The organism is Cohaesibacter sp. ES.047 (genome assembly GCF_900215505.1).
GTDB lineage: Bacteria > Pseudomonadota > Alphaproteobacteria > Rhizobiales > Cohaesibacteraceae > Cohaesibacter.
The window spans coordinates 3,817,080-3,836,723 of record NZ_LT907844.1; the positions used below are offsets into that span (position 1 = coordinate 3,817,080).

Annotated in this window: 12 protein-coding genes; 11 read left to right on the top strand and 1 reads right to left on the bottom strand. The window is 54.6% G+C overall.

The features are described from left to right. Nucleotides 1–21: 21 nt before the first annotated feature. The 5 genes from kduD (at nt 22) to CPH65_RS17535 (ending at nt 7,649) form a co-directional block, all read left to right on the top strand. A complete protein-coding gene (gene kduD / locus CPH65_RS17515; protein WP_096175052.1) occupies nt 22–780 on the top strand; it encodes a 2-dehydro-3-deoxy-D-gluconate 5-dehydrogenase KduD in 759 nt (252 codons plus the stop codon). Between the two features lie 74 nt (nt 781–854). Beyond that, nucleotides 855–1,787, top strand: coding sequence for a sugar kinase (locus tag CPH65_RS17520; RefSeq protein ID WP_096175053.1), 933 nt, complete (start codon nt 855–857; stop codon nt 1,785–1,787). 8 nt (nt 1,788–1,795) lie between these two features. Continuing rightward, nucleotides 1,796–2,419 carry a bifunctional 4-hydroxy-2-oxoglutarate aldolase/2-dehydro-3-deoxy-phosphogluconate aldolase gene (eda, locus tag CPH65_RS17525; RefSeq protein WP_096175054.1) on the top strand — a complete coding sequence of 208 codons (624 nt, stop codon included), beginning with the start codon at nt 1,796–1,798 and terminating at the stop codon, nt 2,417–2,419. 286 nt (nt 2,420–2,705) lie between these two features. Further along, complete coding sequence (locus CPH65_RS17530) at nt 2,706–5,132, top strand: glycoside hydrolase family 2 protein (protein WP_096175055.1); 2,427 nt, start codon at nt 2,706–2,708, stop codon at nt 5,130–5,132. Between the two features lie 42 nt (nt 5,133–5,174). Further along, nucleotides 5,175–7,649 carry a glycoside hydrolase family 3 C-terminal domain-containing protein gene (locus CPH65_RS17535; RefSeq protein WP_096175056.1) on the top strand — a complete coding sequence of 825 codons (2,475 nt, stop codon included), beginning with the start codon at nt 5,175–5,177 and terminating at the stop codon, nt 7,647–7,649. A 40-nt stretch (nt 7,650–7,689) separates the two neighbouring features. On the opposite strand, the gene CPH65_RS17540 is transcribed toward CPH65_RS17535, so the two are convergent. Continuing rightward, entirely contained in the window at nt 7,690–9,354 is a 1,665-nt protein-coding gene (locus tag CPH65_RS17540) for a CapA family protein (protein ID WP_157747770.1), read from the bottom strand. A gap of 593 nt (nt 9,355–9,947) precedes the next feature. Here CPH65_RS17540 and CPH65_RS17545 point away from each other — a divergent pair. From CPH65_RS17545 to CPH65_RS17570, 6 genes are all read left to right on the top strand, one after another. After that, on the top strand, nt 9,948–12,320 hold the full coding sequence (locus tag CPH65_RS17545) for a GDSL-type esterase/lipase family protein (RefSeq protein WP_096175058.1): 2,373 nt from the start codon (nt 9,948–9,950) through the stop codon (nt 12,318–12,320). Nucleotides 12,321–12,383: 63 nt separating this feature from the next. Further along, the gene (locus CPH65_RS17550) at nt 12,384–13,790 is read left to right on the top strand and encodes an MBOAT family protein (RefSeq protein WP_096175059.1); all 1,407 of its coding nucleotides are present in this window, start codon (nt 12,384–12,386) and stop codon (nt 13,788–13,790) included. 15 nt (nt 13,791–13,805) lie between these two features. Next, nucleotides 13,806–14,096, top strand: coding sequence for a hypothetical protein (locus tag CPH65_RS17555; protein WP_157747771.1), 291 nt, complete (start codon nt 13,806–13,808; stop codon nt 14,094–14,096). Between the two features lie 269 nt (nt 14,097–14,365). Beyond that, complete coding sequence (locus tag CPH65_RS17560; RefSeq protein ID WP_157747772.1) at nt 14,366–15,040, top strand: DUF459 domain-containing protein; 675 nt, start codon at nt 14,366–14,368, stop codon at nt 15,038–15,040. A 189-nt stretch (nt 15,041–15,229) separates the two neighbouring features. Continuing rightward, nucleotides 15,230–16,645 (top strand): phosphomannomutase, encoded by a 1,416-nt coding sequence (locus CPH65_RS17565; protein ID WP_096175062.1) that lies wholly within the window; start codon nt 15,230–15,232, stop codon nt 16,643–16,645. Nucleotides 16,646–17,139: 494 nt separating this feature from the next. Then, a complete protein-coding gene (locus tag CPH65_RS17570) occupies nt 17,140–19,521 on the top strand; it encodes a glycogen/starch/alpha-glucan phosphorylase (RefSeq protein ID WP_244574443.1) in 2,382 nt (793 codons plus the stop codon). Nucleotides 19,522–19,644: the final 123 nt, after the last annotated feature.

Here is a 19,644-nt window from a genome sequence, read left to right on the forward strand (position 1 = left end):
AAGCCAATTGGAGACTATGTCATGAAAGAGAAATTTGACCTGGGCGGCAAGATTGCCCTCGTAACAGGCTGCGACACGGGGCTTGGACAGGGCATGGCTTACGGCCTTGCTCAAGCCGGTTGTGACATCGCTGGTGTCAACATTGTAGAACCAACCGAAACCAAGGACATGATCGAGGGCCTTGGCCGCAAGTTCCTCGACATCCGAGCCAACCTGATGAAAATGGACGATATCCCCGATATCGTTTCCAAAACGGTTGCCGAATATGGACGCATCGACATTCTGGTCAACAATGCCGGGATCATTCGCCGCGAAGACGCCATCGAGTTCTCCGAAGAAAACTGGGACGACGTGATGAACATCAACATCAAGTCGGTGTTCTTCCTGTCTCAGGCCGTGGCAAAACAGTTCATCGAACAGGGTGACGGCGGCAAGATCGTCAACATCGCATCCATGCTGTCCTTCCAGGGTGGCATTCGTGTGCCGTCCTACACGGCCTCGAAATCCGCTGTGATGGGCGTGACCCGTCTGTTGGCCAATGAATGGGCCAAGCACAATGTCAACGTGAATGCCATTGCGCCGGGCTACATGGCGACCAACAACACTCAAGCGCTGCGCGAAGACCCTGTTCGCAGTGCAGAAATCCTCAGCCGCATCCCTGCAGATCGTTGGGGGCTGCCGTCAGACGTTGCCGGACCGGTCGTCTTCTTGTGCTCGGAAGCATCTTCCTATATCAACGGCTACACAATTGCCGTCGATGGCGGTTGGTTAGCTCGATAACAGGGCGGCCAAACACCCCTTACCCTGTGCGGGCATACCGCGCGGGGGACGAAGGGGCCGTTGGCCGAGATGCCATGAACAAGACTGTCAGACTTGCCTCGATCGGCGAGTGCATGATCGAATTATCCCCCGCCGGCAAAGGCCTGTTTAAACAGGGTTTCGCCGGAGACACTTTCAATACCGCAATCTATCTCTCCCGCCAGTTTTCGCCGGAGATCGAGGTCTCTTATGTTACAGGCCTCGGAAGTGATCCGCAAAGCAATGGCATCCGTAAATTGCTGGTGGATGAGGGGTTGAATGTCGATTCCATTACCATGGTGGAAGACAAGACACCCGGATTGTATCTGATCGAGAATGATGAAAGCGGAGAACGCTTTTTCCAGTATTGGCGCAATGATGCAGCCGCCAAGCAGATGTTCGCAGGCTGGTCCGTTGACAAGATCAAGGATCTTCTGGAAACCTTCAATCTGGTGTATTTCTCGGGTATTACCCTCGCCATTCTGGACGAGGAACAACGCAACAACCTGTTTGAGGCTTTGGCCGCTGTAAAAGGCAAGGTCCAGATTGGGTTCGATCCCAACTATCGCGCCAAGCTATGGCCGGACAGTGATATCTGCCGCGCAGCCTACGAACGTGCGGCGTCCCTTGCTGATCTCGCTCTGGTAACCATCGATGATCATCAGGCCTTGTGGCCCGATGAAACAGCACAGTCCGTTGCTGATCGCTGGCGCCAGTGGGGTGCAGCTGAAGTCGTGGTCAAGGAAGGTGGCGCCAATTGCATTGTGCTCGATAGTGAAGGCTTTCATGATGCTCCCCCGCCGGAGCTTCTTAAACCCAAGGATACGACCGGGGCAGGGGATTCCTTCGCTGCCGGCTATCTTGGCATGCGGGCGTTGGGACATGATTTTGCCGAAGCGGCACAAATGGCCCACACCATCGCAGGGAAGGTCATCATGCATCCCGGAGCTGTCATTGATCCGTCCCTTTGGACGCGCGTAGAATTTTAGGAACCGATATGAGAACTCAAGTTTCATCCCTTTGCAAAGGGGCTCGTGTTATCCCGGTCGTGGTCATCGAAAATGTCGAAGATGCGGTCCCTCTTGCTTCGTGCCTTGTCGAAAACGGCTTACCCGTCGTTGAAGTGACCATGCGCACCGAGGCTGCCCTTGCTGCTGTTGAGGAAATCGCGAAACATGTTCCCGAATGCGTGATCGGTGTTGGGTCAATCCTGACACCGCAGCACCTCAGCCAGGCACAGGCAGCCGGCGGGCACTTTGGTGTTTCGCCGGGGACGCCCTTCTCTTTGCTTCGAGCTTTGGAAATCTCCGATTGGCCGTTCCTGCCCGGTGCCGCTACCTTGAGTGAAATGCTCACCTTGCGCGATGCCGGCATTATAGAACAAAAGCTGTTCCCGGCCTCTGTCGTGGGCGGCATCAATATGATCAAGTCCGTTGCGGGGCCGGTATCCGACATTTCCTTCTGCCCGACCGGTGGCGTCAAACCTGACAATGCCAACGACTTCCTGTCGCAGAAGAATGTGTTTGCTGTCGGCGGCACGTGGATAGCGCCGCTTGACGATGTGAACAACAAGAACTGGGATGCCATCGCCGAACGTGCGGCGGCCGCCAGCAAAATCTGATCAACCAACCTGAGGCCGCGCGCATAACCTTGCTCGCGGCCTTTTTGTATCAAACTGAATTATTGGTAACTAGCCAGAACCCAATCCGGGCTTGGTTCGACGCATCATAATCAGTATCAAACCACCCAAACCGTATCTTGCGGTCGATCAGTTTGTGTTGGACCTCCGTACAAATCGGCTTTTTCTGAACGCCCTCCGATGCTAAGCGTGTATGGAGCGGAGCATGCACGCATGTGCGCGTTCAATCCGCAGACAAAGCCCACATAACAGTCCGCGGAGGACGACCATGAAATTTTCAGAACATGCAGACGCAATTGAACTGGGAGGCGCATGGCACATCTCCGATGGGCTGGGAGAATACGACTTTTCGATGCTCTTGCCCGGAGATGTCATCACCGGGCTGAGGGACGCGGGACTGATTGATGATCCCTATTGGGCGCGCAACGAATATGGCTTGCGTTGGATATCAGAGCGCGACTGGATCCTGTCTAAAACATTCAGACTGGACAGCAAGGAAACCATTCTTGTCCTTGGCGAAATCGATACGGTCGCCACGATTTTTCTGAATGGTGAGGTTGTTCTGCAAACGCAGAATGCTCATCGCACCTATCGGGTGGATTTGGCCGATCACGCGACTGTTGGTGACAATACCCTTGAGATCCGGTTGCATGCCGTCACAAAGGAAGCGAATCAGAGACAGGCAGCGCAGCCCTTTTTCATCCCTTACCACGCCGAGAACTCACCCATTGCCAACGGCAATATGTTGCGCAAACCCCAATGTGATTTCGGGTGGGACTGGAACATTGCCCTCGCTCCCGTTGGCATTGCAGGAAAGATCCGGCTTGAACCGAAGGCCGACATGCGTATCAACCGGCTTGCCATCGCACAGGCTCACAAGGACGATGTTGTAACAGTCACCATTGACGCGCATCTGGAGGGGCGCGGTAAGGGCAGCAATGCGCTGACATTCAAATTTGCCGACAAGACGCTCTCCGTTCCGGTGCCTTCTGGCGCGGACAATCCAACGGTATCAGCCAGCTTCGAGATCGAAAATCCCAGGCTCTGGTGGCCAGTCGGGCAGGGGGATCAGCCACTTTATGATCTGATCGTCTCCCTCGATGGGCAATCGGAACACCGGCGTATAGGTCTGCGCACGATTGAACTGGTCAGCGAACCGGACGAAGCAGGCCGGAGCTTCTACTTCAAGGTCAATGGACGCCCCGTTTTCTCAAAGGGTGCAAACTGGATTCCCGCCGACGCTTTGTTCGGCAGGATTGAACCGGATCGCGTGGAGGATCTGCTGCAGTCGGCGGTTGATGCCAATATGAACATGATCCGTGTTTGGGGAGGCGGACGCTACGAGCCGAACTGGTTTCATGACGCCTGCGACCGGCTGGGACTTTTGGTCTGGCAGGATTTCATGTTCGCATGCAATCTCTATCCTTCAACGCCCGCGTTTGTCACCGAAGTCGAAGCGGAAGTTCGCGAGGTCGTCGCCCGCCTGCACCACCATGCCTCGACGGCGCTCTGGGTCGGCGACAATGAACTTGTCGGCGCGCTCAATTGGTTCGAGGAAAGCAGAAAGGACCGTGATTGCTATCTGGTCAATTATGATCGGCTCAACCGGGCCATTGAGCATCAGTTGCTGAAAACTGATCCCACTGCCATCTGGTGGCCGTCGTCACCAACGCCGGGGCCGATGAACTTCGGTGATGCGTGGCATGCTGATGGCTCGGGTGACATGCATTTCTGGTCCGTTTGGCACGAGGGGCGCGACTTCGAACATTATCGCGACGTGTCACCACGCTTCTGCTCTGAATTCGGCTTCCAGTCCTATCCGTCGATGAATGTCATTCGCACGTTTGCCGGGCCGGAGGATTTCAACATCTCGGCACCTGTGTTTGAAAGCCACCAGAAGAACGCTGGCGGCAATGCACGCATAGCCGAGACGATGTTTCGCTATTTCCGCTTCCCCAATAATTTCGAGAACTTCGTCTACCTGTCCCAAATCCAGCAGGGGCTTGCCATCAAGACAGCGGTTAGCCATTGGCGCAGCTTGAAGCCCCATTGCATGGGTACGCTGATTTGGCAGCTCAATGACACATGGCCCGTCTGTTCCTGGTCGTCTCTCGATTATGGCGGCGGCTGGAAGCTGTTGCACCACATGGCAAAGAAATTCTATGCCCCGGTCTATGTGTCGGTCATGCCAGATGCGCGTGAACTGGTCTTCACTGCGGTGAGCGACCTGCCGGAGAATACCAGGGTTACCCTCGAGATTTCGGCGATTTCACCGCGTGGTGGCGACCGGATCATCGCCAATGAAACAATCGATCTGTCACCGGATAGGTCAGAGGAGATTGCGCGGATCGATGGTGTTGCGGAGCAGGAAATCCTGATCTTCCGCTGGAAGCACGAGCATGATGAAACATGGTGCCACGATCATTATGCGCCTCAGCCCTACAAGACATATGATTTGCAGCCAGCCGCCATCCTCATGGACATCTCCGAGGTGAACGATGGCTTTAAGGTCCGGCTGCGTTGTGAAAAACCGGCTTTCTTTGTCGCCCTTGAGGCCAATGTGGCCGGGCGGTTTTCCGACAATGCATTCACCATGCTCCCCGGTGAGCCGGTCGAGGTCTTTTTCAAGCCTCTTGAACCTGTGTCTAGCGTTATAATATCTGTAAAGGACCTGCACGCTGCGACATGCGCCTAGCATGGTGTGGAACCAAATAGTTTGTCCAAGAGAGGAAGCCAGATGACTGATCCCACGTTGCCACCGGAAGACCTCAACCAACTGGTGGACCGCATGACGCTGGAAGAGCAGGTGTCGCTTCTGTCAGGACAGGATTTCTGGTCGGTCAATCCAATCGAGCGGCTCGGTGTCGGCACCTTGAGGGTGACGGACGGGCCGAACGGCGCCAGAGGGGCCGGGAACGGCGGCAGTATCATGGAGGGGATCCCTGCGGCCTGCTTTCCTTGCGGTATCGCCCTTGGCGCAACCTGGGATGTGGACCTGATTGGTGAAATCGGCGCGGCACTTGCTCAAGAGGTGAAAACCAAGGCGGCTCATGCGCTACTCGCTCCAACGGTCAACATTCACCGGTCCGTTACCAACGGTCGGAACTTCGAGTGTTTCTCAGAGGATCCTGAACTGACTGCAGCGCTGGCCGTCAGCTATATCAAAGGACTGCAAAATGAGGGCGTTGCCGCCACGATCAAACATTTCGTTGGCAATGAAAGTGAAGTCGAGCGCACGACCATGAACTCGCAAATCTCAGAGCGTGCCTTGCGGGAAGTGTATCTGCGACCATTTGAGGATGCAGTCAAGATCGCCGGAACATGGGGCGTCATGACGTCTTACAATCGGCTCAATGGACCGTTTGCATCTGAGAATGACTGGCTTCTGGAAGGCGTTTTGCGTGGTGATTGGGGCTATGACGGGTTGGTCATGTCCGACTGGTACGGCTCCCATTCCACTGCAGCGACGGTCAATGCTGGTCTCGATCTGGAAATGCCCGGCCCGACCCGCGACAGAGGCAAAAAGCTCATCATGGCGGTCGAAAGCGGGGAGGTTTCTCGCGAGACGATCCGGTCCCGCGTGCTCAATATTCTGACTTTCATGAAGAGAACCGGTGCGCTGAACGACGATGGCACGGCGGCTGAGGCATCGGACAACAATCCCGCCCACCAAGCGCTCATACGCCGCGCAGGTGCTGCGGGCACAGTCTTGCTCAAAAATGAAAACCAACTCCTGCCTCTTCATCCGAGCATCAAAAAGATCGCGGTCATCGGCCCCAACGCCAAAACAGCGCGGATCATGGGCGGCGGCTCGGCCATGCTCAATGCCCATTACGCTGTGTCTCCGCATGAGGCGATTGTCGATAAGTTCGGCGAAGACGGTATCGTTTATGCCAAGGGATGCGACAATCACCGTTTCGAGCCACTCTGGACAGGCGATCTTGAGGCGGAATTCTTTGACAATCAGAAACTAGCAGGAGAGCCGGTCCATAAGGAACGTCTCTCCGAGGCAGAGGTGTTGTGGGCGCCTCCCATCGCAGATGGGAAAGTCAATCCGCGCCGCTTCTCAGTCCGCCTGACGGGAACATTTACCCCCGAGCAAACTGACACCTATCGATTTGGCGTCAATACCGTCGGCTATACCAAACTCTTCGTCGATGGCGAGCTTGTCGTCGATGCGCATACCGATTGGAAGAAGGGGCGCACCTTCTTTGAAGAAGGGTGTGATCCGGTAATCGGGACCTTGTCTCTCGAGGCCGGTAAGGCCTACACCATCACCATCGAATTCATTTCCAATGAAGCATCCACTCTTGTCTATGCCGCCTTTCGAGTTGGTATCGCCGCGCGCATGAAAGACAAGGATATCGTGGACGCGGCCCTTGCTGCCAATGAGAGTGACGTGGCGTTGGTCTTTGTCGGCAGGTCCGGTGAATGGGACACCGAAGGCTCGGATCTGGAATCCATCCGCTTGCCCGGACGGCAGGATGAACTCATCACCGCGGTTGCAACGGCCAATCCGCGCACGATCATTGTGCTGCAAACCGGTGGGCCGGTAGAAATGCCTTGGGATACTGACGTGCGCGCAATCCTGCAGGCGTGGTATCCAGGACAGGAAGCCGGTAACGCCATTGCAGACGTGCTCTTTGGCGACGTCGAGCCGCAAGGGCGGTTGCCGCAAACATTCCCGATGCATTGGGAGGAAAACCCGACCTGGTCCAAAGATCCCGCCGTCTATCCGGGCAAGGACGGAACGGTACGGTACGATGAAGGGGTCTTTGTGGGCTATCGCCACTATCTGGAACACGATCTCAAGCCGCTCTTCCCCTTTGGGCACGGCCTTGGCTACACCGAATTTACCTTGTCCGAAATGGTGGTTACACCAAAAGCGGATGGGGCGTCGGTATCGATTGTCCTCACCAATGTCGGTTTGCGTAAAGGCTCGACCGTGATCCAGCTTTATGTGCGGGACATCGAGGCATCGGTCAATCGTCCCAAACGCGAGCTGAAGGCCTTCAGAAAAGTCACGCTTGCCCCTGATGAAAAACAACAAATCACGTTCGACCTTGGCGCGAGAGATTTTGCATTCTTCGATGAAACCGAAGGCCTCTGGCGCGTCGAGGCCGGCGCATTTCAAATCGATATCGGCTTTTCGGTAACCGACATCCACCAGACAGGAACGGTTTCCATGCCCGGGTTGACGATACCAGTGTGAGGCAGGGTTTTAAGGCAGCGCTCTTGCTCTACTTTGAGGACTATTCGATCAGGCCACGCTTGCGCAAAAGGGTTTCGACTTCGGCAACCGTATAGTGCCGGGCTCGCCAGCGCTTGGCTTTGGCCGCTTGGCTTTCATCTTCAGGTGCCGCCCACGCAAGCGGCATGCCTTTTGGCCAGTGGCGGGGATTCTGAGCCAGCCGGTAAGTGTCCGGGATGTCGCGCGCCATGGCATGTGCGCTTTTTATGGGCTTTTTGCCCTCTTTCTCAGGGGGAAAACTGAGGGAAAAGACACTCGATACACCCAGCATTGAAAGGCCCGGCTTCAAGGTGGGCACCTGATTCTCAATGTGTTCAAATGGCAAGGCGGTTATCGCACGAGGAGCATTCAAGCTGGCAAGGCGGGTTCCCTTGTTGGTGTCACGCCCAAGGGCGTTGGCGATCATTGTCGTTGGGGCCGAGCGCCCGCATGTCGCAACAGCACGTCGATAGACGCCCGCACTCGCCAGATGCATCGGGCTGAAATTTGAGCATAACTGGCGAGTGGCAGGGTGCCCAGTGGCAGCCTTGGTGCAATAAATCCCCGATCCGTCTGTTTGTGCCATGAACCGGACGCCTTTTGAACCGACCCGGGCATCATCGAACTGCGCGGATAGTCCGTTGAGGATCGCAATGCGACGGGCACCTTGTTTCCCCGTAACGCGCCGCGGCTGCATATGCGTCCAGTTGATTGGCAGCGCCTCCACCGCAGCGATCGCGGGGGCGTGGCCTGTCTCGTGAACCAAATGCACCTTGACCATCAGACTGTAGTCATGACATCCGCTCTTGCCATTCATGTTGGCTGTGCCTTGATGATTGAAATTCCCCAGACCATAGACAATCAGACGCCCGTCGATCATTTCGATCCCGCGAGCGACGTGCGCATGGTGTCCGAGCATCACATTGGCATTGGCATCCATGACCAACTTGCGCTGAAAACCCACCTCATGCCCGGACGGACGAATATGACGTTCTGGTCCATGATGAACTGACAGAAGCCGCAGATCGGCTGGAGCAAGCCTGAGGTTGTTGGCAAGAAGTGTTTTGTCCGGCTGATGAAAAAGGCTGAGCTGACCTACCTTGTTGGCGGCAGCGCGACCGGCACCGCCGCCTCCGATCCCGATGGAGCCAAACGCCACTTTCATTGATTTGACCATAAAAACAGGTGTATGAGCCGCTTGTAGCCGGGTTTTACCAACACCGGCATAGGCCAGAAGACCATGCGCCTTGAGCGGCTCAACATTCTGCAAGGTATCAATCACGCCTTGGTTGCCATAATCATAGGCGTGATTGTTGGCTAGGGAGAACAGGTTGAACCCGGCGTCCACCAACGCTTTGGCGCCATTCGGATGCGTGACGAAATTGTATTTCTTGGGTCTGGGTCTCAGGCTTGCCGATGCGGAGACAACAGATTCCATGTTGGCAAAGTTTATGTCTCCATCAATATCGTCTCGGATGTATTTAAGGGTTTCTGCAAACGTCAGAACCGTTCCGTACTTAACGACGCGGATAGGATGAGGTTTGGCCCGGCTGGGCGCAAAGCCTGTATCACCAACCATCACGAGGACAAGGTGAGTTGCGGGTGGAGCTGTCTGGTGAGCACGGTAAGAATCAGCAGGAACGTCGGTTTCGAGTGACGCGAGCGTCGAGCTTGTCATTGTTGCCATGTCGGGTGCGATGAGGTCGCTCCAAGCAGGCTGAGTACAAAGCAATGAATAGATGCTCGCTGAGAACCAGAGACTCAGTCGAAGAGATATTTTGAATGGCGACCTTGATCTGCAATATACTCGAGCAATCATTACAAAGACCTCGAAAAATACAAAATTCCAATATCAGGTTGTATGTAAAATAATACGAAACCGACTAAAAAACGATGAAGTATTTGAATATATGAGTCTTTGGTAAATTGTCGCCGCATGAAAACAGCACTTAGAAAATCTATCGAGTGAATTGGGCAACTGTTAATTGCGTCCTACTGATGTTAATATTTCGGGCGCGGACTGTTATATGCGGTCCTATTGTTGCCAAAAGTCTATGCGAAATTTGGTGTCTGATTTTTGAAAGGTCTCTTTTGCGACAAGTGGTCAGCGAAATTGTCGACTTGTTACTGGCCCATGCGATGGCAAAAACCGTCTTTAGGGAATATTAAGCATGTAAGCGCATGTTTTAATTGAATAGGGCTGGCGCAAGGTTCGTGAATTAAGTCTTGGTTGCCGTTTATCGGGATGGATCATCCCTCGTGTAAGCAGAGTTCAGTTTCATGTCTCAAACTCAAATGAAGCAATGGGTCACAGCGGACGGGCAGCAGATGCCGCACCAGCCAGCACCCACTCCGCAAGAGACGGGTCCATCGCATCAGGCAACCATGCGGCAGGCAACAGCCAACCATGCCAGTCACGCGCAGGGAGCCAATCCCGGAATGCCTCAGAGCGGCCAGCCAAGGGGTAGGGTGCATCAGCACCCCGCAGCCGCCAACCCGGCCAACGTCGCCCAGCCAATCCCTCTGTTCCCGAACCAGAACGCGCCGCATCATCAGCCCGGAATGCCTCAGCCTGCGCGAATCCGCCAGGTGCAGCGAAATTTGCCGACCGCACATCAACTCCAGCGGACACAGGCACAAAGGCGTCATCGGGACGAGAGAGGACTGACCGCGGCCCTGCTTGTGGCTCTGGGGTTTCTCGGAATCCTTGTCATCTTGTCATTCGTTGGCCTGTTTCTGCTTCAGTCCGACAATATGATGAACCAGATCAATCCGTCCGACTCATCAATTGAGGGAATGGAGATCGGTCCGGACGTCAGCGGGTTCTCTAGGCAACAAGCAACACTCCAGTCCAGTGCTCAGACTATTGCTCGGCTGGAGCAGAGAAATCGCAACATGCAGCTTCAGATCGCCATGCTGCAACAAGAAAAGGCTGACATGACGCGCGCACTCGGCGAGCTCAAGTCTCTTTACTCGCGTGTGCGGATCGATAGCAGCTGGGCCCTGACAAAAGAAGATCTGGCACGCGCCAGAACGGCATCCAGCGCGGCGCCTCCTCATGCGCGGATGCTTTACGCTGATTTCCCGATGCTCGCGGAAACACAGACCTTCAAAGCCGTTGCCTTGTCGGATCTCAACAACGATGTCGACAGCGAATTGTCCTTCAAAGGCGATTATAACCGCGTCGAAACAGCGGGTCTTGCAACGACGAATACGCCCGAGGCAACCACGCAGAAAATTCGCGATCCTCTGGCGCTGATGAAGGCTGACACAGGCGCTGAGGCAGCCCCTCAGGAAGACGCATCCAAAAGCAAGATGGTGCTCGCCGCCCTGCCAACGATCAAGACAATTCCTGAATCCGCTCCGGAAACGCCGATTGCCGATCCCGTGGAAACGGGAGCCCGTCTTCTCAAACTGCCGCTGTCCAAGCCCGAGGAACTGATCGCCTTGCAAAAGGCACGGGAAGTCAAACTGGCATCTATCGCGCCAACGACCGGGTTTGAAGCCGACCCCGAACCGGTTCAACCTCGTGCACCGGTGAGCGGCAGAGCAGCAAGCTTCCTGTCCAAGATGGCTGCACTCCGCGCGGGCAATTCCGATCGGCCGATTCGCATTCTGCATATCGGTGATAGTCACATCGCCTCGGACTCACTGACACGCGGCATCCGCAAGCGTCTTCAGAAAATCTATGGAGACGCGGGGCGCGGTGCTGTTATCCCGGCAAAGGCTTATAAATGGGCGCATGCCGACGGCCTGTCACTGACAGCAAGTCGCGGCTGGTCTTCAGCCAACTCTCTCAAGGTCAAGAGTGGACCGTACGGTCTATCTGGTGTTCGCGTTGCAACCTCGTCGAGAGGCGCCAAAATGACACTGACGTCGAAAACTGGTGCCTTTGACTGGGCGGAAGTCACGCTTTACGTCGGCCCCAATCAGGGAAGCGCGACCATTGCGACCGAGGCAGGTAGCAAACGCGTTTCAGCCAATGCCGCAAAGGCCGGATCGAAAACTGTTCGCATCACCGGTCGCTCCAAGACCCTCACGGTCACGCACGCCGGTGGCGGCAAGACGACGGTTCTGAACTGGGCCAGCGGCAAGGACAACCCGGGGATCCAGTATGTGAACTTTGGCATTTCCGGAGCGACGGTCGATGTTACCGACCGCTGGTCCGATAAGCTTATTGCCAATGACATCAAACGGATCAATCCAGACTTGATCGTCTATGGCTATGGCACCAACGAAGGCTATAACGACAACCTGAACATGAACCGTTACACCAAAACAGCCACGTCGCTTCTGGACAAGATGCGTGCCGCCGCTCCCAATGCCGCACTGATGTTCGTTGGTCCGTCCGATGGTGCGCGCCGCCGCTCTGGTGGTCCGTCCTGTGGTGGAGGTTGGTACACCCCCAAGAAACTGGGTACAGTCCGAGATACGCTCAAGACTCTGGCAAAACGCTATGACGCCCTTTATTGGGATTGGTCATCGGCCATGGGCGGGCGCTGTGGTGTCACCAAATGGTCGACCAGCAATCCGCGTCTGGCAGCCAAAGACCGGGTTCATCTGACGCCGCGCGGCTATGATCGCAGTGCCGGTGCCTTTGTCGACTATCTGGAACAGCAGGTTAAAAACAGCTTGAAAATAGCCTCGAATTAGCCCCCAATGTCGGCCAATCGTTGGGTCTCGATGGGGCTCGTTCTCTGATTTGCGTATTGGTTCATGCTGTTTCCGACTGTCGATTTTGGCATATTCTTTCTGGTCGTATTTTTTGCGTCCTGGCTATTGCGCGAGCGAGCCGAGAACAGAAAGCACCTGCTTCTCATTGCAAGCTATTTTTTCTATGGCTACTGGGACTGGGCCTTTTGCTTCTTGCTCCTGTTCAACGCGCTGGTCAGCTACATCGGCGGCCTCTGGATCGATGGCAGCGACCAAGCGCGACGGCGCAAGATAATCCTTGCCCTCGTGGTGACCATCGATCTCGGCTTGCTCGGCTATTTCAAATATGCCGGATTCTTCATGGAAAGCCTGCGCGAGCTGTTTTTCCGGATCGGCCTCGAACGCGACCTGCCGATTCTTGAAATCATTCTCCCTGTCGGGATTTCCTTCTTTACATTCCAGAGCATCTCTTATGTCGTCGATGTCTACCGGCGCGAGATACCTGCAACCCGTTCCTTCAGCGATCTTGCGCTCTATATTTCCTTTTTCCCGCAATTGGTTGCTGGCCCGATTGTCAGAGCTGCACACTTCATGCCGCAGCTCGATGCAACACCGGTGCTGACACGTCTGATGATGAGCAAGGGTCTGTTCCTCATTCTCATTGGAATGCTCAAGAAGATGGTACTCGCCAACTATCTGGCAACCCTTTATGTCGATAACATCTTCGTCGCGCCGGAGATGGCCTCCAGCTTTGAGCTGGTCATGGCCGTCTATGCCTACGCCGCACAGATCTATTGCGACTTCTCCGGCTACAGCGACATAGCCATCGGTATCGCCGCCTTGCTCGGCTATCACTTCAAGCGCAACTTCAACCAGCCATACCGGTCGGCATCCTTGCAGGAATTCTGGACCCGGTGGCATATCTCTCTGTCCCAATGGTTGCGGGATTACCTCTACATTCCCCTTGGTGGCAGCAAGCACGGACCCTTGAAAACCTATCGCAACCTGTTTCTAACCATGTTCCTGGGTGGATTGTGGCACGGTGCTGCGATGACATTCGTGATCTGGGGAACGATCCACGGGCTGGCTCTGATCATCGAGCGGCTGCTTGGCATCCGTCGCTGGGTGGATAAGGGAGCAGGGCGCATCATTGGCGTGCTCGTGACCTTCCATATCGTTTGCCTTGCCTGGATCTTCTTCCGCGCAAGCTCCCTTGAGTTGGCGCTTGCTTATCTGCAAGGCATCACCTTTGGCACCACCGATATTTTCCAGTTCACACCCTTTATCGCCGGACTGATCCTCGTGTGCGCCATCGGCCAGTTCATGCCGGAACGCAGCTATGAGCGCTGCTACTGGGCCCTGTCAAAAACCGGAACCTTAGGGATGATGGTCATCTTTACTCTTGGCATGGTGGCCATACAGCAGATTGCCCCGTTCGGAACCGCGCCTTTCATCTATTTCCAGTTCTAGGGATGACCCATGACAATGAGCAACACCAGACAGGATTTAACACACGGCACTGGCAAGCCGGATGACAGAACGATGAAGCGCGTGCGCCAAACCATGGCCATCCTGATCGCAACAACGCTGCTTCTGGCTGCCTTTCAATCAGGCGGGCTGGTAAGCTGGACCTATGATCTACCGCCAAGCCCTCTCGCGGAAGAGATTATCTCTGCGGCACAAAGCTGGCATCAGCTGATGCAGGAGATTGGTGCCACAAACGTAGGGGAGCACGTCGGAGACTTCATCCTGTCCTTGCAGGACTACACATTTTGAGCCAATTTTTCTGCTCATATGTACACTGACAGACTCAAAACCGAGTTTTCACATTAAGCGTGATTGAGAAAATCTTGGATGTCGGTTTGTCTTTCCGGTTGTGAAATAACGATTTGCTAAGTATCTTTTGCAGCATAAAATTACTTCTGTTCAGAGCCAGAGCGATGATGAACATGATAACTGACATGAAATTTCTAAATTTTTTTAAGATAACCGCCTGCCTAGTAGGAATTGGTGTTGCGACGTCTGCCTGCGCCGCAGGCAGTTCCGTGCTCAAGATTGAAGAAGAAAAGAAAGTCCCCAAAATTCAGACAATCAAAAAGCGGGACACCGCTTCGGTTGCAATTCTGGGGGATTCTCTGGCGGTCGGGCTTTATATCGGCCTCACTCATCTGGCGCGAAAGAACGAAAAGCTCAAGGTTCAGAAATACTCCCGCGTTAACACCGGCCTTGTTCGCTATGACCGATACGACTGGTCCAAAGCCGCGAAAAAGATTTCTCAAACCGACGATTCCAATATCTACATTCTGATGTTTGGAGCGAACGATCTTCAGTCGATCCGGGAAAACTCCAAAGCCTATCACTTCCAGTCCAAAGGGTGGGTCAAGCACTACAACGAGCGTATCGACGAGATTACCAATGCGGTGAAGAAACCGGGGCGAGAAGTATTTTGGGTCGGCCTGCCCATCGTAGGCAAAAGCAACTTCGCCGACGGCTACCAGTATCTCAATGACATGTTCCGAGCGCGCGCCAAGCTCAATGGCATCACCTATATCGACAGTTGGGACTGGTTCGCCAACAGCAACGGCAAATTCCAGATGAGCGGCGAGACCGCTGATGGCAAAAAGCGTCTACTGAGGGCCAAGGACAAGGTGCATTTCACACCAGCTGGCTATGCAGACCTTGGCGTTCGTGTGGCAAAAGAAATGCAGATCAGCAATTGATCCGATCAAATCCGCAATGGATTATGAAAAGGGCTGCCAAGATGCGGCCCTTTTTCATGCCTATGGAAACAGTCCCAAATCAACCGACAGGAGTTGACAAGCAGAACGTCACGGTTGATATCGGAGACCACCGTGTCAGTGCATCCGAACTGAGGCAGAGGCCATTATTTTGAAAGTCAGGAGTACAAAATGCAGGTAAAATTCGGCACAAGCGGATTGCGCGGACTGTCCACAGAGCTTGCCGGAATGCCAGCCGCCTTGTACCTGACGGCCTTCTGTCGTTACCTGTTGGAACAGGACCTTGCGCAGCAAGGAGATCCAATGCTCGTGGCGCAGGATTTTCGCCCGTCAAGTCCTGACATTGCAGCCATCTGCTTCGGCGCCATTCGGTCCTGCGGGCTCGTGCCGGTTGATTGCGGAACAATTCCAACGCCAGCGTTGGCGCTCAAGGGGCTTCAGGACCAATGCGCCAGCGTGATGATCACCGGATCGCACATTCCTGCCGACCGCAACGGCATCAAATTCTACTTGCCGAGCGGTGAAATCAACAAGAGCGACGAATTGGCCTTGTCCCGATGGGCCGCGAAGCTGGACGGCTCGGTCGAGGTGTGCCGCGACGCGCCCGAAATCAGCGATGACGACGCGGCCATGGAGCTGTTCCAAGCTCGAAATGCTCGCATTCTCGGCAAAGAAGCCCTTCAAGGCATGAAAGTCGGCGTCTATCAGCATTCGTCGGTCGGACGGGATATGCTCTCCAAGTGCCTGAAAGCCTACGGTGCCAGCATTGTTGAGGTGGGGTTCTCGGATCACTTCATTCCGGTTGACACTGAGGCCGTATCGCCCGAGACGGTGGCGCTGTTGAAAGGTTGGGCAAGCGAGCATGGTCTGGATGCCCTTGTCTCCACCGACGGGGACGCCGACCGGCCACTGGTTGCCGACGAAACAGGTCAACCCTTGAGAGGGGACCTCCTGGGCGTTCTGACTTCGCAGTTCCTTGGCGCCGGTGTCATTGTAACACCGGTTACATCCAATTCAGGCATCGAACGCTGTCTCAAGCTCGACGTCATCCGAACCAAGGTAGGCTCACCCTTCGTGATTGAAGGAATGGAACAAGAGGTAAAAGAAGGCCGAAACGGCATCGTTGGATTTGAAGCCAATGGCGGCTTTCTGACGGCGTCTCCCATGACTGTGGCACAGGGTACACTTGCCCCGTTGCCAACGCGGGATTGCTTTCTCCCCATTCTGGCAACCCTGTACCTTGCACGGACGAGGGGCGGGGCACTCTCCGATCTCGTGAGCGCCTACAATTTGCCTGTTGCAGCCGCTGAAAGAGTGACCGATTTCGCTCAGGAAAGAAGTGCAGCCCTGATGGCCCATCTGCGTGGATCAAAAGATAATTTGGCACAATTTCTGGCACCCGTCGGCACACCACAAAGCACAAGCGATATAGACGGATTGCGGGTGACGCTTGAAGACGACACGGTCATCCACTTTCGTCCCTCGGGAAATGCGCCCGAAATGCGCTGCTACGTTGAAGCGCCAACCCAAGAGGCCGCAAGCGCTCTGCTTAAAAAAGGCCTTGATCTTATTCGCGCTTTCTCATGAGCGCCGCCAGTTACCCCAATTGGTCCCTCTGATGTGTTTCATCGTCGCATATGGGGCGTTCGGAATAGGCAACCGGATTATAGCCCGCATGTGTTGCGGTCAATTCACGGCGCCGAGCGATAAAATTAGCGTCATTGGGTGGGGGATATCGCATCATTTCGATTCCGTAACCATTTGCATTTGCTTGCCGGTTGAGCAATCTTTCTTGAGTGGTGCTGAAAAAACAGGAATCTGCACTCAAAAAGAGCAAATTGGATCCAATAGCGCAGACAGCATTGGACGAGCTATCAATTTTGCCGTAGTTTCAGGCGAATAAGGTGTACTTAAAATATATATTCACGATAGACCTTCATGACATAGGCGTGGCTTATAGACAGATAATGAGACCCTTTTGAATAGACACCTTTAAAGCGACACAGAATTCACCAGATGAGCCATTTTGGCCGCATATGGGATTGTTAAGCCCGTAAGACAACAGATGGACGATGGGACCCATGAATACAAAGATTTTTCAAATCAAGCTCAAGCAGGACATTCTTCGCCACCTGAAATACTCCTTGGGCAAGGACGCCGGACACGCCACACCTTATGACTGGCGGGTTGCCCTTTCTCTCGCCATTCGGGACATGGTTGTTGATCCCTGGTTCGAGAGCACGCGCAAGACCTATGAAGCCAATGCCAAGCGCGTCTACTATCTATCCATGGAGTTTCTCATCGGGCGATTGGTAGAAGATGTGACCATCAACCTCGGCTTCGAGGATGTCGCGCGCCAGGCCATGCACGATCTGGGTCAGGATTACGACACCATCGTTTCCAATGAACCGGACGCAGCACTCGGCAACGGTGGCCTTGGTCGCCTCGCAGCCTGTTTCCTTGACTCGCTCGCGACCCTTGGCATTCCGGCACACGGCTACGGTATCCGCTACGAGCACGGTCTGTTCGAACAGCATTTCGAAAACGGGCGGCAGGTCGAAACAGCCGAAGGCTGGCTTGCGCAACGCAACGTATGGGAATTCGAGCGCCCCGAAGTCTCTTACCCCATCGGCTTTGGTGGCCATGTTAGCGAATCCGACGGCAAGGCCGTCTGGCATCCGTCCGAGACGGTGCGCGCGCAAGCCTATGATGCCCCGGTACTCGGATGGCAGGCCAGATGGTGCAACACCCTTCGTCTGTGGGCGGCAAAACCCACCCGTGCCTTCGACCTGGAGAGCTTCAATAGGGGGGACTTCCTCGGTGCCACCGCGCCTGAAGCGCTGGCTCGAACCATTTCCCGCGTGCTCTATCCAGATGATACGACCGATATCGGTAAAGAGTTGCGGTTGAAGCAGGAATATTTCTTCACCTCAGCCTCCATTCAGGATTTGATCCGTCGGTATCTTTCGTCCAATGAAGATCTTTCCAAACTATCGGAAAAGGCCGCTATTCAGCTCAACGATACCCATCCGGCGATTGCTGGCCCAGAGCTTATCCGTCTGCTTAGCGATGTTCATGGCATGGACATGATGGACGCCATTGACGTCACCCGTCAGTGCCTTGGCTATACCAACCACACTCTGCTTCCAGAAGCTTTGGAACGCTGGCCTGAACACCTGTTTGCTCGCGTCCTGCCGCGCCACTATCGCATCATCGAAATAATTCAGGATCAGCATCTCAAGGCAACCGGTTCGGACATTCGCATCATTGATCATGGCAATGTCAACATGGGTGAGTTGGCCTTCATCATGGCCCATCAAGTCAATGGTGTCTCGGCCTTGCACACCGAACTCGTCAAGGAAACGGTCTTTGGTGATCTGCATAAGGTCTATCCGGATCGAATCATCAATGAAACGAACGGCATCACGCCGCGCCGCTGGCTCTATAACTGCAACCAGCCCTTGCGCGAACTGATCAATTCGACGATTGGGGTGGATTGGCCCGACGATCTCGAACGCCTGGAGCGTATCAGCCAGTATGCTGAAGATGCGTCCTTTCAGGAACAATTCATGGCTGCCAAACGCAAGAACAAGGATGACTTGATCACTTGGCTGCAAGGCAAGACCAAGGTTGAGATCAACCCCGACGCCATGTTTGACGTTCAGATCAAGCGTATCCACGAATACAAGCGCCAGCTGATGAACCTGTTCGAGACCGTTGCCTACTGGAACGAGATCAAGGACAACCCGAACAAGAAATGGACCCCGCGCGTCAAGATCTTCGGCGGCAAGGCAGCCCCTGGCTATGCCATGGCCAAGCAGATCATTCACCTGATCAACGATGTCGCGACGGTGATCAACAACGACCCGGCAACCAAAGACTATCTGCAGATCGTCTTCCCGCCGAACTACAATGTGTCTATGGCTGAGGTTCTGATCCCGGCGGCTGATCTGTCTGAGCAGATTTCGACCGCTGGCAAGGAAGCCTCCGGTACGGGGAATATGAAATTTGCCCTCAACGGTGCCCTGACAATCGGGACACTTGACGGTGCAAACGTTGAAATCCGCGAGCATGTCGGACCTGAGAACTTCTTCCTCTTCGGTCTGACTGCCTCTGAAGTGGTTGAGCGCCGCAAGCAGCCCGAATATGCCCGCCGGGCAATTGAGGCCAGTCCGCGGCTCTATCGGGTCCTCAACCAGATCGCCAGCGGAGTCTTCTCCCCCGATGAACAGCATCGTTACGGATCCATCGTGCAGATGATGTACGAGAGCGACTATTTCTTGGTCACTTGTGACTTCGATGCCTACTTCGACTGTCAACGCAAGGTGGATAAAGCCTACAAGGACACCAAAATGTGGACCAAGATGGCCATCCTTAACACGGCCAATGTTGGTTGGTTCTCGTCGGATCGTACCATCATGGGTTATGCCAAGGACATTTGGAACACACGTTCACTTTACTAAATTAATCAGGGTCTTGATCCGGCCGGTCCACTTGCTGGATCGGCCGGTTTTCGTATGTGGCACTTACGTCGGCAAGACGCAATGGGCCTAAAGAACCGGCATGAAAACAAAGGGATATATCGC